12 protein-coding genes are annotated in these 13,710 nt (G+C 59.6%); 4 read left to right on the top strand and 8 right to left on the bottom strand.

Features of this window, described 5'->3' with window-relative positions:
• The first annotated feature begins 2 nt into the window (after positions 1-2).
• Positions 3-887 (top strand): ABC transporter substrate-binding protein, encoded by an 885-nt coding sequence (locus LH464_RS19315; protein WP_226788042.1) that lies wholly within the window; start codon positions 3-5, stop codon positions 885-887.
• 207 nt (positions 888-1,094) lie between these two features.
• On the opposite strand, the gene LH464_RS19310 is transcribed toward LH464_RS19315, so the two are convergent.
• The 6 genes from LH464_RS19310 to LH464_RS19285 form a co-directional block, all read right to left on the bottom strand.
• On the bottom strand, positions 1,095-1,736 hold the full coding sequence (locus LH464_RS19310) for a dihydroxyacetone kinase family protein (RefSeq protein ID WP_226788041.1): 642 nt from the start codon (positions 1,734-1,736) through the stop codon (positions 1,095-1,097).
• Positions 1,737-1,748: 12 nt separating this feature from the next.
• Entirely contained in the window at positions 1,749-2,750 is a 1,002-nt protein-coding gene (locus tag LH464_RS19305) for a dihydroxyacetone kinase subunit DhaK (protein WP_226788040.1), read from the bottom strand.
• A gap of 18 nt (positions 2,751-2,768) precedes the next feature.
• On the bottom strand, positions 2,769-3,803 hold the full coding sequence (locus LH464_RS19300; RefSeq protein ID WP_226788039.1) for an ABC transporter permease: 1,035 nt from the start codon (positions 3,801-3,803) through the stop codon (positions 2,769-2,771).
• Complete coding sequence (locus LH464_RS19295; protein WP_226788038.1) at positions 3,800-5,353, bottom strand: sugar ABC transporter ATP-binding protein; 1,554 nt, start codon at positions 5,351-5,353, stop codon at positions 3,800-3,802. Before LH464_RS19295 ends, LH464_RS19300 begins: the two co-directional genes overlap by 4 nt.
• Before the next feature lie 91 nt (positions 5,354-5,444).
• Complete coding sequence (locus tag LH464_RS19290) at positions 5,445-6,455, bottom strand: substrate-binding domain-containing protein (RefSeq protein WP_226788037.1); 1,011 nt, start codon at positions 6,453-6,455, stop codon at positions 5,445-5,447.
• Between the two features lie 20 nt (positions 6,456-6,475).
• Positions 6,476-7,507, bottom strand: coding sequence for an ABC transporter permease (locus tag LH464_RS19285; RefSeq protein WP_226788036.1), 1,032 nt, complete (start codon positions 7,505-7,507; stop codon positions 6,476-6,478).
• A gap of 198 nt (positions 7,508-7,705) precedes the next feature.
• Between LH464_RS19285 and LH464_RS19280 the strand changes: the two genes are divergently transcribed.
• Both LH464_RS19280 and LH464_RS19275 read left to right on the top strand, forming a co-directional pair.
• A complete protein-coding gene (locus tag LH464_RS19280) occupies positions 7,706-8,800 on the top strand; it encodes a LacI family DNA-binding transcriptional regulator (RefSeq protein WP_226788035.1) in 1,095 nt (364 codons plus the stop codon).
• Positions 8,801-8,863: 63 nt separating this feature from the next.
• Positions 8,864-9,925, top strand: coding sequence for an aldo/keto reductase (locus LH464_RS19275; protein ID WP_226788034.1), 1,062 nt, complete (start codon positions 8,864-8,866; stop codon positions 9,923-9,925).
• Between the two features lie 201 nt (positions 9,926-10,126).
• Here LH464_RS19275 and LH464_RS19270 read toward each other — a convergent pair whose 3' ends face one another.
• Entirely contained in the window at positions 10,127-11,077 is a 951-nt protein-coding gene (locus LH464_RS19270; RefSeq protein WP_226788033.1) for a LysR family transcriptional regulator, read from the bottom strand.
• 180 nt (positions 11,078-11,257) lie between these two features.
• A complete protein-coding gene (locus LH464_RS19265) occupies positions 11,258-12,217 on the bottom strand; it encodes a LysR family transcriptional regulator (RefSeq protein WP_226788032.1) in 960 nt (319 codons plus the stop codon).
• A gap of 308 nt (positions 12,218-12,525) precedes the next feature.
• On the opposite strand from LH464_RS19265, the gene LH464_RS19260 reads away from it, so the two are divergent.
• Positions 12,526-13,674, top strand: a complete 1,149-nt coding sequence (locus LH464_RS19260; RefSeq protein ID WP_226788031.1) for an ABC transporter substrate-binding protein — start codon at positions 12,526-12,528, stop codon at positions 13,672-13,674.
• The last annotated feature ends 36 nt before the right edge of the window (positions 13,675-13,710 follow it).

Here is a 13,710-nt window from a genome sequence, read left to right as displayed (position 1 = left end):
AAATGGCTGAGACGCAGACTCCGATCTACACACTTCTGGCTGAGTATGGCGTTACCCGCGCACTTCGCAACGGCGAAGTCAGCTCCCCACTGCTGCGGCTGGAATACGCTGACTACGACCCATCGAACCTGGGCTTCAAGGCCTTTGTTCGGGAGGCGGCCTTCCAGGCGGGGGAGCTTGCGATCGTGACGTTCCTGATGGCGAAGGCGCGCGGCGCCCCGCTTGTGCTTGTCCCTGCCCCGATCTCGGGACGCTTCCAGCATCACTGCATCGCCTACAATGCAGAGAATCGTGTGCTTCAACCGCGGGATCTGGAGGGAAAGCGAGTGGGCGTCCGTGCTTACACACAGACCACCGGCGCCTGGGTCCGAGGTATCTTGCAGAACGAGTATGGCGTGAACCTCGACAAGATCACATGGGTTTGTTTCGAGGACGCCCATGTCGAGGGATACCAGGAGCCGGCGAACGTGACGCGCGGCGAGCCTGGCCAGAAGCTCGTGAATATGTTGCTGGACGGCTCTCTGGATGCGGCGATGCTCGGCAGCAACATGCCCGACGATCCGCGTCTCAAGACCGTAATTCCCGATCCGCATGCCGCCGCTCAAGCCTGGTTCGAGCGAACCGGCGTCATTCCCCTGAACCATGTCTTTGTCGTGCGTCAGGATCTTTCGAAGGATCGTCCCGACCTCGTTCGCGAATTGTATAGCATGCTGAAGGAGAGCAAGGCGAAAGCTGGATTGAAGGGTTTCGACACGCGCCCCTATGGCGTCGAAGCAAATCGCGCAACGCTCGAGACCATTATCAACTACTCTTACCAGCAAGGGCTTATTGACAGGATACTGAGCGTCGATGAACTATTCGATGATCTGACAAGAAGCCTCGAATAACAAGCACATTCCAGCCGATTTAATAGACAAATCGAACGGCTGGGCGCCGGCTATCAAAGCTCAAGTTGTGTATTCAATAGGACCTCAGCTGTGGTTTCCGGCGGTATCTGCATGAGGATGCTCTGCTAACGGATGTAGGCGCGATCCGGCGCTTTGAAAGAGATCGACGCCGATCCGGCCGAATTCGTAGCGCACGCCTTCTTGTAACTATTGGGCGGAAGCGAATTTGCTGAGCTCTCTCAAGATGAGCGCACCGACGGTCGCGCCCGCATCCTGAAGACCGACCGTTTTCTCTTGGAAGGCCGCGGCCTTGCCATGCTGGGCGACCAGCGTCTTGGTCTGTTCCAGCGCGTCTTCTGCCGCAGCCGCCGCTGCGGCAAGGGCGGGAGCCAGCGAAACGCCGGCTGCTGCCTGTTCCTCCAAGGTGCGGGCAACCGGGTCGAGAACATCGACGATGGTCTTGTCGCCAACCTTGGCCTTGCCGCGTTCCGCGATCCCGTCACGATAGGCCGCCCAAAACGCCGCCATCTCGGGCGTGCCAAGCGATGCCGCAGTTTCTACGGCCTTGCTGGCACGCAGGAAGCCCGTTGCCGTCAGCGTACCCATGGTGGAAGGCGCCGTCCGCGCCATGGTGGCGCCGGCGGTGCGCAGCAATTTGGCGATGCCGGCGGCTTCGCCTTCGGCTTCAACGGCTTCGGCCGCCGCTGCAAAGGATTTGCTCATGGTGATGCCTAGATCGCTGTCGCCGACCTTGCCGTCGAGAGCGATCAGGAATTCCCGCTGTTCAGCGAAAAGCTGCTTCCAGGCACCGAACAGGAGGATCAGATCGGAAGCTGTGATGGCGTCCATGGCCTCTCGTCCTCAGTTTGAGAAATGTTTGAAGAAGGGTGTGTTGGCCGGTGCCGCGACGAGGCGATCCAGTTCCGCATCGAGATGCAGGATCGAGACGGAAGCACCTGCCATCTCCATCGAGGTGGCGAATTCACCGACCCAGACGTGCTTCGCCTTGACACCGCGGCCTTCCAGCAACTGCGCAACGCGGCGGAACAGGATGTAGAGTTCTTCCAGCGGCGTGCCGCCGAGCCCGTTCATCAGGACAGCCACTTCGTCGCCGGACTTGTAGTCCTGCTCGGCGAAGATGCGTTCCATCATCTCGTCGACGACCGCATCGGCAGCGCCGAGCTTCTTGCGGCTGATGCCCGGCTCGCCATGGATGCCCATGCCGATTTCCATCTCGTCCTCGCCGATGGAGAAGGTTGCATGGCCGATTTCCGGCACGACGCAGCTCGAAAGCGCGACACCCATCGTACGGGTGCGCAGGCGGGCCTTCTCGGCAAGCCGGTGAACCTCGTCGAGTGACAGGCCTTCGGCTGCAGCAGCACCCGCTGCCTTGTAAACGAAATAGATGCCGGCCACGCCGCGGCGCTTGTGTTCCTCGCCGACCTTCGAAGAGGCGACGTCATCATTTCCGACGCATTGCTTGACCTGGATGCCGTCGAGATCTGCGAGTTCGGCGGCCATGTCGAAGTTGATGATGTCGCCGCTGTAGTTTCCGTAGATGTAGAGAACGCCGGCGCCCTGATCGATCGCCTTGGTGACTTGATACATTTGCTCGGAGCTTGGCGATTGGAAGACGCCGCCGACGGCCGCCCCGTCCAGCATGCCGTCACCGACATAACCGAGGAAAAGCGGCAGGTGGCCGGAGCCGCCGCCGGTCGCGATGCCGACCTTACCGGTCTTCGGCTTTGCGGTGACCATGCAGCGTTTGTCTTCGGCCGTATAGGTCACTTCGGGATGGGCGCGGTAGATGCCGTCCAGCATCTCGTCGACGAAGTTCACGGGATCGTTCAGGAATTTTTTCATGGGTTCCTCCGGATAAGCCTATTTATTGCGTTGGCGCGTGACGAAGAACGCCGCCGCCAGCAGGATGAAGACACCGACCACCAGCCGCTGCCAGGTGCTGGGAATGCCGACAAGCACGAGCACACTGTTGATGACGACGATCAGGAGCACGCCCAAAATGGTGCCGAGCACCGTGCCGGTGCCGCCGGTGATCTTGGCGCCGCCGAGCACGACTGCGGCGATGACGTTGATCTCGGTGCCGACGAGATCGAAGGGATTGGCCTGGCGGTTGGCGCAGACATGGATGATGCCCGCAAGACCGGCTAGAGCGCCGGCATAACCGAAGATGAAGATATGCAGCTTCTTCAAGTTGTAGCCGAGGCGGCTGGCAATGTTCGCATTGCCGCCCATGGCGAAGATCGCGCGGCCCATCAGCGTGCGGTTCAGGATCAGCCAGGTCACGAAGGCGGCGATCGGCAGCACAAGGAAATAGAAGGGCAGGGTGATCGTCGCGCCATTGGCGGATTCGAACTGCAGCAGCGGAAGTCGGCCGAAGGCACCCATCTGCGGCGGCAGCGACATGATCCAGACCGTGCCGATGAAGGACAGAAGAAAGCCGCGGAAGAGATATTGGGTGCCGATCGTGACGATCAGAGACGGCACCCTGAGATGGTGTACCAGCAGCCCGTTGATGACACCGAGCAGTGCGCCGCCGACCGTGGCGATCACTAGGATAACCGTAATCGGCAGGCCTGGCAGATGGTTCTGCACCAGTACCGTTAGCGAATACATCGTGAAGGCTGCAATGGCGGTAAACGATACGTCGATACCGCCGGCCGCGAGGATGACGAGAACGCCCAGCGCAAACAGTCCCATCACCACGCTGGCGCGGCCGATATCGACCAGGGTCGAAGGCTGCAGGAAGGCCGGGTTGGCAACCGCAACGATGATGCAGATTGCGACAAGCAGTGCAGCCGTGATTGTCTCAGGCCGTCGGCGAACGAGTTCGCCAATGCTGAAGGATTGCCGCTCCGCCGCGCCTTGCTGTAATTCTTCCAGTCGCGAAGTAGTCATGGGGCCGTCTCCAGCTTGGATGTCAGCATGGCCTGGTAGAGCCGGTCTTCGGTGGCCTGTTCGGCATCGAATTCGGCAACGACCTTGCCGCCGTTCATGACCAGGATGCGGTCGGCGTTCTGCAGCAGTTCGGGAAGATCGTCGCTGACGATGATCAGCCCTATGCCCCGCTCGGCGAGCGCCTGTATGGCTCGGTAGATCGTGTCTTTGGAGCCGACATCGACACCGACGGTCGGGCCGTGCAGCACCAGCAACTTCGGCTCGATGCTAAGCCAGCGGCCGATCAGCACGCGCTGCTGGTTGCCGCCCGAAAGGGCGCCGACCGGCATATCGAGATCCTTGGTGTTGAGGCGCATCTCCTCCGAGAGCCTGGCCGCAGTCTCGCGGCCGGCCCGCTTGTCGATGACGCCAAAACTGTTGCATAGCCGTGTCAGGATCAGCGCGATCTCGTTTTCGAGGATCGACTTGTCGAGGAAGAGCCCTTCCGCCAGCCGGTCTTCCGGCACATAACCGATCCCGTGATTGATCGCGTCGGCGGGACGGCGGATCGTCACCTGCCGGCCATCGAGCGTGATCGTGCCGGATCGGGCCGGCGACACGCCCGTGATCGCCATCGCAAGTTCGTTGCGGCCGGAATCCGCCAGTCCGGTAATACCGAGGATCTCGCCCTTGCGGAGACTGAAATCCAGCCGCTCCACGCCCGCGGCACTCAGGCCCTTGACCGAAAACAGTTCGCCGTCCATCGGTTCGGCCGTGCGGTAACGGGCGGAATCGATCGCCCGGCCAGTCATCAGTTCGGCGATCTGTTTCTTGGTGTAGTTTTCGATCGGCCCCTGGGCGACGCATTGCCCGTCGCGGAACACCACCGCATTGCCGCCGATCCGGTAGCATTCGTCCAGCTTGTGCGTGACGAAGAGCACGGCGACGTTTTCCTGCCGCAGCCTCTCGACCACGTGGATGAGATTGTCGACCTCACGGCGCGTCAGCGACGTAGTGGGCTCGTCCATGATCACGAGCTTGGCACGCGTGGCGATGGCGCGAGCGATTGCTACCAGCTGGCGCGCGGCCAGTGGAAGGTCCGAAACGATCGTGTTGAGAAAGCTGCTGCTAGTGGGCAGGCCGACGGTCACCAGCGCTTTTTCGGCGGTCTCCTTCAGTCGCTTGCGATCGAAGAAGCGACCAAGCCTGCCCTGACCGGACACCAGTTGTTCGTTCAGCGCGACATTTTCGGCAACCGTCAGGTTTGGCAGCAGCGAAAGGTCCTGATACACGGTCTCGATCCCGGCGCTCAGCGACTGGATCGGCGTCATCGCCGAATGCGTTTCGCCTTCGAGAATGATCTCGCCGGCACTGGGCGGAATTGCGCCGGACATGATCTTGATGACGGTGCTTTTGCCACAGCCGTTCTCGCCGAGGAGGTGATAGGCCTGGCCTAGATCGAGCCTCAGGTCGATGCCGCGTAGTGCGTGCACGCCGCCGAACCATTTCTGGATATTACGAAGTTCCAGAAAACGGCCGGATGCCTCTTTGGTGTTGGAAGTCGCCGACAATGAACAAGTCCTCTTTCATTGCGCATCGCCACCATGGGCGCGCCTGGTCCGGCCGGCGCATGGATCGCGCCGGCCGGAATGTTAGGGAGGATCAGAACATGTGTTCCTTGTAGGTCGCCTTGTCGGCCAGAACCATGCCGTTGCCGACGATCAGCAGACCGTCACCGGCACCCTTCTTGACGGTTACCTTTTCGTAGCCCGGAACGCCGAGGTCGATTCCGTCCTTGACTTCCTTCTTCTCGATCAGAAGTCTGGCGACAGCATTCATCGCCATGCCGGCCTTCTGCGGATCCCAGAAGCCAATTGCGGTGATGGCGCCGGACTCGAGCAGGTCTGCGGACGGGTTCGGCAGGCCGGTGCCGACGAGGCATACCTTGCCTGACAGGCCGGCTTCATCGATGGCGCGGCCGACGCCGAGAACGTCGTTGCCGGCCGAAGTCTGGAAGCCTTTGATATCCGGGTGCTTGCGCAAGATCTCCTTGGCCTTTTCGTAGGTGGCGTTGGCATCGTCGAAGGACTCGTTGTTCGGATCGACGAGTTGCATGTCCGGATGCTTCTTGGCGTTTTCTTCGCCGGCCGTGACCCATTGGATGTGTGTGCGGCTGCCGAGCGAGCCGACGAAGGTCGTCCACTTGCCCTTGTTGCCCATGCATTCGGCCAGGCGTACGTTCAGCGCCGCACCATAATCAGTGTTGTCGAAGGCCTCGACATCAGCGTGGGTGTTCTTCTGGTTGTCGGCCTCATGGGTGACGACGACGATGCCGCGGTCCATGGCACGCTTCAGCGTTCCTTCGATTACGGCCGGATCCATCGGTACGACGGCAAGCGCGGTGACGCCCTTGGCGATCAGGTCCTGGATGATCTGCAACTGCTGGGCTGCATCGGCGGTTGCCGGGCCGCTCTGGGTCGCGACGACATCCGGATTGGCCTCCTGGTAAGCCTCGACGCCAGTGTTCATGCGGTCGAACCACGGAATGCCGCTGATCTTGACGACCGTTGCGATGACCGGCTTATCCTGGGCCATCAGCGGTCCAACGGTGCCGGAGAGAAGGGCGGTGATTGCGACGCCGCCGATCAGAATATGTTTCGATATTGCTTTCATTTTCTCCTCCACGAGATCCCTCAGTTGTTTGGCTTCGGTGCCTGAGGGCTTGGCGCCGAAGATTTGAGTTGTCCTTTGAAAGGCATCAGGAAGCCGACGACGTCGTAGCGACCGACGGCGAGGAAGGTCAGGAGCAGCAGCCCCCAGGCGAAATCGCGCACGAAGTTGGACAGGCCGCCGAAATTCAAGAGGCTCGACATCAGCTGCAGCGCGATAGCGCTGAGGACGACGCACACGACCCGGCCGTAGCCGCCTTCCGGCTTTACCCCGGCCATCACGACGATCAGGATCGCGATCAGCAGGTAGGAGCTGCCGTAGTCGAACTTCACGTTGACGTTGCGGGCGGCTATGATCATCCCGGCGAGGCCGGACAGCGTGCCGCTGAGCGCATAGGTACCAACGATAATGCCCGTGCGCGGGAAACCAGCATAAACGGCAGCCTTCGGGTTCGTACCCATCAGCATCAGCCAGAGGCCGTAAGGGGTGAATTTCAGCACGGCGGCAATCAGCGCCGCGACGATTGCAAAAATCAGGAAGCTGATCGGCATTCCCAGAAACATATCGTTGCCGATGCGGGACAGCAGATCCGGACTGCCAACCGTCGTCGCCCTGCCGCCAGACACGACGACCGCAAGACCCATGAAGGTCATCTGGGTGCCCAGCGTGCAAAGGATCGGCGTGATGTTGAGTTTCGAGATGAGCAGGCCGTTGATAATCCCCCCTGCCAAGCCGACGCCGACGGTCATGGCCATGAAGGCGAGGCTGAAGGCCATTTCGCTGTCGGAGCTCGACAGGAAGGACGAGAGGATTACCGCCGACAGGACACCGGAAAGATTTGCGAGTGCAATTCCCGACAGGTCGATGCCACCATTGCCAGCACACATCGCCAGCATGACGCCGATCGCGAGCAGGCCGATTTCCGGTACCTGGCTTGCCATGGATTGAAGATTGAACACAGAGAGAAACGTACCGCCTGAAATTGCAGCACCTACTGCAAGCAGAACGCAGTTGATCACGACAAGCATGACCAGCTGCTCGCCGGTTTTATGCATGGTCTCCTCCCCATGTTTAGTAAACAAGCGCGAGCTTTACTAAAGGGCTACCAAAGCATTTTTCCTTTAGCAAGTGGTTTTTTGGTTGGCCTTTACGGTTGCGCGGGGCCATGAATTGTCATAACGCTCGGATAGATGACTGGACCGTTTACTAAACATACTTGGATGCTTGAACTGATTTAGAGGTCCTCAGCCCGAATGAAAACGGCGAAGAAACTGACACTTCGGGATATCGCGCAGGCGGCTGGGGTCTCCCCGGCAACCGTCTCCCTTGTGCTCAATGGTAAGGGCGATATTCCCGGCGTGACGCGCGCCCGGGTGCTGGAAGCGGTCGCCAGGCTTAATTACGTTCCGCGCAGCCTGAAGGGCGGTAGCGAAGGCGGCGGCGAGACGCTTCGATTCCTCAAGATTTCCAAGCACGGCCATACGGTGAACCGCGATCACAGCGTCTTCATCTCGGACTATATCGACGGAATGTCAGCAGAAGCGACAAGGCGGAACTACACGCTGGAGGTCGTCAGTTTCGAGGGGCAGGCGATCAGTGCCGTCGCGGAATCGCTTGCCGGCGCGCCGATCAGCGGGGTCATCGCGCTCGGCACGGAACTGACCGAAGATGACATACGGCTCATTCAGGGCATCGGCTTTCCGACCGTATTCATCGACACGTTCTATGACGTTGTGGACGCCAATTTCGTCGACATGAACAACGAGGATGCCGTCTATAAGGTGCTGTCACGGTTCCGCAGCCATGGCTTCCAGCGGATCGGCTTTGTCGCCAGCCACGTCGACACGACGAACTTCCGGCTTAGGCAGGACGCGTTTTTCAAGAACATGGCACGGCTTGGCCTGAAGGTGCGTGAAAGCGACGTCCTTTCGATCGAGTCCACCCATGACGGTGCTTACGAAGATACGCGCGTGCTCATGGAAGGCGGGCTCGATCTCGCTGACTGCTATTTCTGCACCAACGACATCATCGCCTATGGCTTCATGAAGGCGCTGAAAGAATTCGGTGTTCGGGTTCCGGCTGACGTCTCGATCATCGGTTTCGACAACCTGCCGCAAAGCGCCACGACCGAGCCATCGCTGACGACGATCGAGGTTTCTAAGCGCAAGATCGGCTACCTTGCGGTGACGATCCTGGACGACCTCATCAACGCCGCCGAAAGCCAACCTTCGGTCAAGATGCTGGTGGGTGCCGATCTGGTACTGCGGGCCAGCGATGGACAGGATGTTCCGCGACCGCGGGCGATGCCGCACAAGGCACGTGCTGTGAAACGCCAGCCGGCGGAGTGACGACGTTCTGCCTGCGGGTGGAGGCCTGCGAAGGAATTCTCACACAGTCTCTTGGAGGAGATGATGGAATATCGCGTACTGGGAAGGTCCGGATTGAAGGTCTCTGCGATCTCCATGGGGACTTTTTCCTTCGGTGGGGTAGGAGCGTTCGCCAGAGTTGCCGATCAGGGCGTCGATGATGCCCGTCGGCTCATCGACGTCTGCATCGGCGGTGGCGTGAACTTGTTCGACACGGCGAACATGTATTCGTTCGGCCGCTCCGAGGAGATTCTTGGCGAGGCGCTGAAAGGCCGGCGAGACCGCGTGCTGATCTCGTCCAAGGCGCGCATGCGTATCGGTGACGGGCCGAATGACGAAGGCGTATCTCGATTTCACCTGATCCGCGAATGCGAGCGTAGTCTGAAGCGACTGCAGACGGACTATATTGATATCTATCACATGCACGAATGGGATGGCGTCACGCCGGTGGAAGAAATGCTGTCGGCGCTCGACAGCCTTATCCAGACCGGCAAGATCCGCTATATCGGCTGCTCGAACTATTCCGGCTGGCATCTGATGAAGGCGCTGGCTGTTGCCGACCAGCGGCATCTGCCGCGCTTCGTCACACAGCAGATTCATTACACTTTGGAAGCGCGCGAGGCCGAATACGAACTGCTGCCGATTTCGGTCGATCAGGGGCTTGGCGTAACGGTCTGGAGCCCACTCGCGGCGGGACTTCTGTCCGGTGCGTTCGGCAGAGACCGCACACCGAAGGGCTCGCGGCAGGCTGCCGGCTGGTCCGAGCCGCCCATCCGCGATCAGGAAAAACTCTGGGCTATCATCGATGTGCTGGACGAGATTGCGGCTGACCGTGGTGTCACGGCGGCACAGATCGCGCTCGCCTGGACGTTGACCCGGCCGGCGGTCTGCTCGCTTGTCGTCGGCGGACTGACGGAGAAGCATTTCCGCGACAATATCGCTGCCGTTGATATCAAGCCGACCTCGGAAGAGCTCGAAAAGCTTAACCAGGTCAGTCGGGTGCCCTATATCTATCCCTATTGGCACCAGCACAATTTTGCCCGTGATCGCTTCAGCGCCGCAGATTGGGCTCTGCACGAGAGCTATGAGGACCTTGCGCAGGTGTAATGACGTCGCACGCAACTTAAATCTGGACGGTGCTGATCAGCTACTGGACGGGTGGAAGGACCCAGATCCCGTCGAGAGCATCACAGCGACTGCCACTCGCAGAGCTGGAAGAGGCTGAAGGGTACGTATCCAAAAACGTCTAGCTTTCGTGGAGCAGGCTCGCAGATCGATGGCTCGACCGCCGATGGAAGGGAACGCCGATCAGGAAGACGTAAGGCGCGGATGATGCAGATCCAGTAAGCGTGCCTTCCACTGTCCGGCAGCAACCAGTTCGCTCATCACGTCGGCCATGATCGCTGCAACTGCTGCGCTCCCGCGAGGGTTCATAGTGCGCTCGGAAACGACCACGGACAGCCGCCAGCTCGGAGTTGGCGATATGATGCTGATCGGAACCATTTCATGCCGTTCGATTTCCTCGTGAAAGGCAAAATGCGGCATGATTGCACGGTAACGTTCCCGACTGACTAGTTTCGCGATCGCTGGAAGGCTGTCGCAGTCGATAACGTTGATGTCCACATCAGACTTGGCCGCGAGCGTCTCGATCACATTGCGTAGGACATGTGGGCGACCGGGCAGGACAACCGGTTCGTCAAAAACATCCTTGAAACGCACTTCTCGCTTGCGCGCGATCCTGTCCGCCGGATGCACGAAAAGAACCAGTTCCTCGACGATCAGCTCGGTCCAGGCCACGTTCTCGAACGCTTTGTGGTCGTAGAGGAGCGCGACATCGAGCCGGCCGGACTGCATGAAATCGTCGAGATAACCGGACATTGCCTCGACGATATGCAGAGTAATGTTGGGCTGGCGTTCCGCGACCGCGCGAAACATTGGCAGCGAAAAATTGCGGGCCGCCGACGTCGGCAGGCCGACGGAAATCTTGCCTGTCGGGTTGTTCGAATGCGCCTGGATGACATCGCGGGCGCGTTCGACACCAAGCAAAATTCTGCGGGCGTGGTCGTAGAACTGGTGGCCGAGATCCGTGAGTGTTACCCCCCGGGCATGGCGTTTGAACAGCTCGACGCCGAGATCGTCCTCCAGGTTCCTGATCTGTTGGCTGAGTGACGGCTGGGCAATGCGCAGATACTCTGCAGCCCGGGAAAAATTTCTGGTTTCTGCAATCTGCACAAAATAGCGTAGCTGACGTAAATCCATGACTGCCGATGCGTTGGAGGCCGCTCACTGTGAGAATGCCCATACCAAATGTCAACGCGATGCCGGTCCGATAGGCGGGGACTGTGGCACCCATCACCGTGCTTCGTTAAGATCGATGCGTTCTAGCGGAAATTATCGTGTCACGCCCGGCGAGAAACCGCTCACAAGCCGTCCCCCCGTTCACGTTAGTGTACTCAGCCCCGGCCGCTCCCGAGCGGTACGACGCAACTGCGCGTCCCATTTGCCGCACCTGACGAGATTGCGGGCGACTTCTCCGACAAGTTGCGCAGCCGCGGAAGCGGCCCGTACGTTAGAGGTCTTCTTGGACAGGACGACCGACAGATCCCATTTCGGCGTCGGATCAACGACTGGAATGGCGACGAATTCGCCTCTTTCGATCTCACGGGACATCGGAAAGCTGGGATAAAGCGTCGCGTGACCCGCATGCACAAGCTCCGTGATCGCAGCCAGGCTGTCGCAGTTGAGCGCGATATTGAGTTCCAGGTCGCTGCGGATGGCGTGGCGATCGACCAGGCTCCGGATGACGTTCGGAGTTGCCGGAAGGACAAGGGGCAGTGTCGATGCCTCCCGGAATGTTACCGCACGCGCAGCGGCCAGAGGGTGAGCTGCCTGAACGATCAGCCGCAACTCCTCCGTCATGACATCATTCATTTCGAGGTTCTCGAACGCTCGACGATCGTAGAGCAAGGCCACATCGATGCGGCCTGCCTGAACCCATTCTTCGAGGCTGCCGGTCATTGCTTCGACAATATGGATCGAGATCGATGGATACTGGCGTGCGGCCGCCGCAATCAGCGGAACACTCAGACCGCGACAGGCGGATGTCGGCAAGCCCACGGTCACCTCTCCGCTGGGATTTTCACCCGCGTTGAGCATCGAGTGCCGGGAACGCTCCACATCGCGAAGGATCGTGCGCGCGTGCTCGGATAACAGGTGGCCGAAGTCCGTCGGGGTAACGCCGCGTGGGTGGCGTATCAACAAGGGCACGCCCAACTCTTCCTCGAGGTTGATAATGTGTTGGCTCAGGGATGGCTGGGCGACATGAAGCAGCTCTGCGGCCCGGGAGAAGCTTCCGGCCTCTGCGATCTGAAGAAAATATCGAAGTTGGCGAAGATCCATTGTGATTATGTGTCATGCGTGCGGCATGAGCGGAAGAAAAACAACAAAAATCGAGCCGTCAAATCGGCCATTGTTTGAGCATCGTGCTCAATGCGGCGTCACCTCATCAAAAGCTATAAAGTTGAGCCGTTGTTTTTCAACGGCTTGATATTTTCGATCGGCTCGAAAATGCCTAGCCATCGCTTTCTCCTATCGGCAGCAATCGGAATTTCGTCTTTCAAAACGAAAGCACACTCGGGCATGTTTGCCGTCATCACCTGAAGCCTCGATCCGCCGCAACCTTGTTCCGCACAGTCTGGAGAGACCCATTGACCAAATTTCCGGTAACCGATTTCCGTGGCTTGCTTCCTATGCTCAACCGCCGTCAGATCCTCAAAGGCGCCGCTGCCGTTGCAGGCGCGGCGGCCTTCGATGGCGCGATGACCAAGAGCTACGCGCAGGAGAATGTGCTCAACGTGCTGACCTGGCCGGGCCATGGCGATCCGGCTTTCGTCGCGCCGTTCGAAGACCAGTATGGCGTCAAGGTCGTGGTCAAGGAGTATGTCGGCGGTGAACCCATGCTCGCCTTGATGAACCAGTCCCCTCCCGGGACGTTCGACGTCGTGCTCGCCGATGCGGAATATATTGGGATGCTGCAGGAAGGTGGCTTCATCGATGAGCTGGACCCGGCAGACTATCCGCTCGCCGATTACTGGCCGGAGTTCCAGAAGTTTCCGCTGCACTGGAGTGAGGACAAGCTCTACTCCGTTATGGTCCGCTTCGGTTATCTGGGAATGGCCTACCGGACTGATATCCTCACGGCGGAGGATGTCCAGTCCTACAAGGCGATGTGGAGCGAGAAGGTCAAAGGAAAGGTCGGCTTCTTCGACTGGTACCTCCCAACCATGGGCTGCCTCAGCCTCTACAACGGCAACAAGCCCCCCTTCGACATTTCCGAGGGTTCCTTCGAGACGCTTAAGGAAACACTCTTCTCGCTGCGCCCGCAGACCAACGGCTTCTATTCCATGGCAGACCAGTTCGCGATGCTGACAAACGGCACGGCCGGCGTCATTCCGGGCATCGGCGACTGGGTGGTCCTACTCCTGCAGAACGAAGGCGTGCCCGTTGACGCCGTTGTGCCGGATGAGGGTGGCATCCAGTGGACGGAATCGATGTCGATCGTTTCCAGTTCTTCCAAGAAGGATCTCGCTAAAGCCTACATCCAGTATGCAAGCTCGCCGGAAGGCCAGTTCCGTACGGCGCGTCTGCCGGCTTATTGGGCCTCCATCCCGAACAAGAAGGGTTGGGAAAAGATGATCGCGGACGCGCCCGAGGACGCCAAGAAGCTGCGGCACACGTTCGACGCTCGCAACGTCATGGACGAATACAAGGACGGCAAGATCTTCATTCGCCAGACCCCGGTGCAGCAGGACATCGAGACCTGGAATGATGCCTGGTCCGAATTCAAGGCCATGTGAGATCGCGGGGCGCATGTGCCGGAAAAGCATGTGCGC

Origin of the sequence: Pseudorhizobium xiangyangii, from assembly GCF_020531965.1 — a bacterium.
GTDB classification, from domain to species: domain Bacteria; phylum Pseudomonadota; class Alphaproteobacteria; order Rhizobiales; family Rhizobiaceae; genus Neorhizobium; species Neorhizobium xiangyangii.
Note: the sequence above shows the minus strand (reverse complement) of the source record. Positions and strands in the feature narration are given on the sequence as shown.

What these genes read in the sequence shown, in the direction of transcription:
- LH464_RS19315 (WP_226788042.1), top strand. Translation starts at nt 3, where the DNA reads ATGGCTGAGACGCAGACTCCGATCTACACACTTCTGGCTGAGTATGGC.
- LH464_RS19310 (WP_226788041.1), bottom strand. Translation starts at nt 1,736, where the DNA reads ATGGACGCCATCACAGCTTCCGATCTGATCCTCCTGTTCGGTGCCTGG.
- LH464_RS19305 (WP_226788040.1), bottom strand. Translation starts at nt 2,750, where the DNA reads ATGAAAAAATTCCTGAACGATCCCGTGAACTTCGTCGACGAGATGCTG.
- LH464_RS19300 (WP_226788039.1), bottom strand. Translation starts at nt 3,803, where the DNA reads ATGACTACTTCGCGACTGGAAGAATTACAGCAAGGCGCGGCGGAGCGG.
- LH464_RS19290 (WP_226788037.1), bottom strand. Translation starts at nt 6,455, where the DNA reads ATGAAAGCAATATCGAAACATATTCTGATCGGCGGCGTCGCAATCACC.
- LH464_RS19285 (WP_226788036.1), bottom strand. Translation starts at nt 7,507, where the DNA reads ATGCATAAAACCGGCGAGCAGCTGGTCATGCTTGTCGTGATCAACTGC.
- LH464_RS19280 (WP_226788035.1), top strand. Translation starts at nt 7,706, where the DNA reads ATGAAAACGGCGAAGAAACTGACACTTCGGGATATCGCGCAGGCGGCT.
- LH464_RS19275 (WP_226788034.1), top strand. Translation starts at nt 8,864, where the DNA reads ATGGAATATCGCGTACTGGGAAGGTCCGGATTGAAGGTCTCTGCGATC.
- LH464_RS19270 (WP_226788033.1), bottom strand. Translation starts at nt 11,077, where the DNA reads ATGGATTTACGTCAGCTACGCTATTTTGTGCAGATTGCAGAAACCAGA.
- LH464_RS19265 (WP_226788032.1), bottom strand. Translation starts at nt 12,217, where the DNA reads ATGGATCTTCGCCAACTTCGATATTTTCTTCAGATCGCAGAGGCCGGA.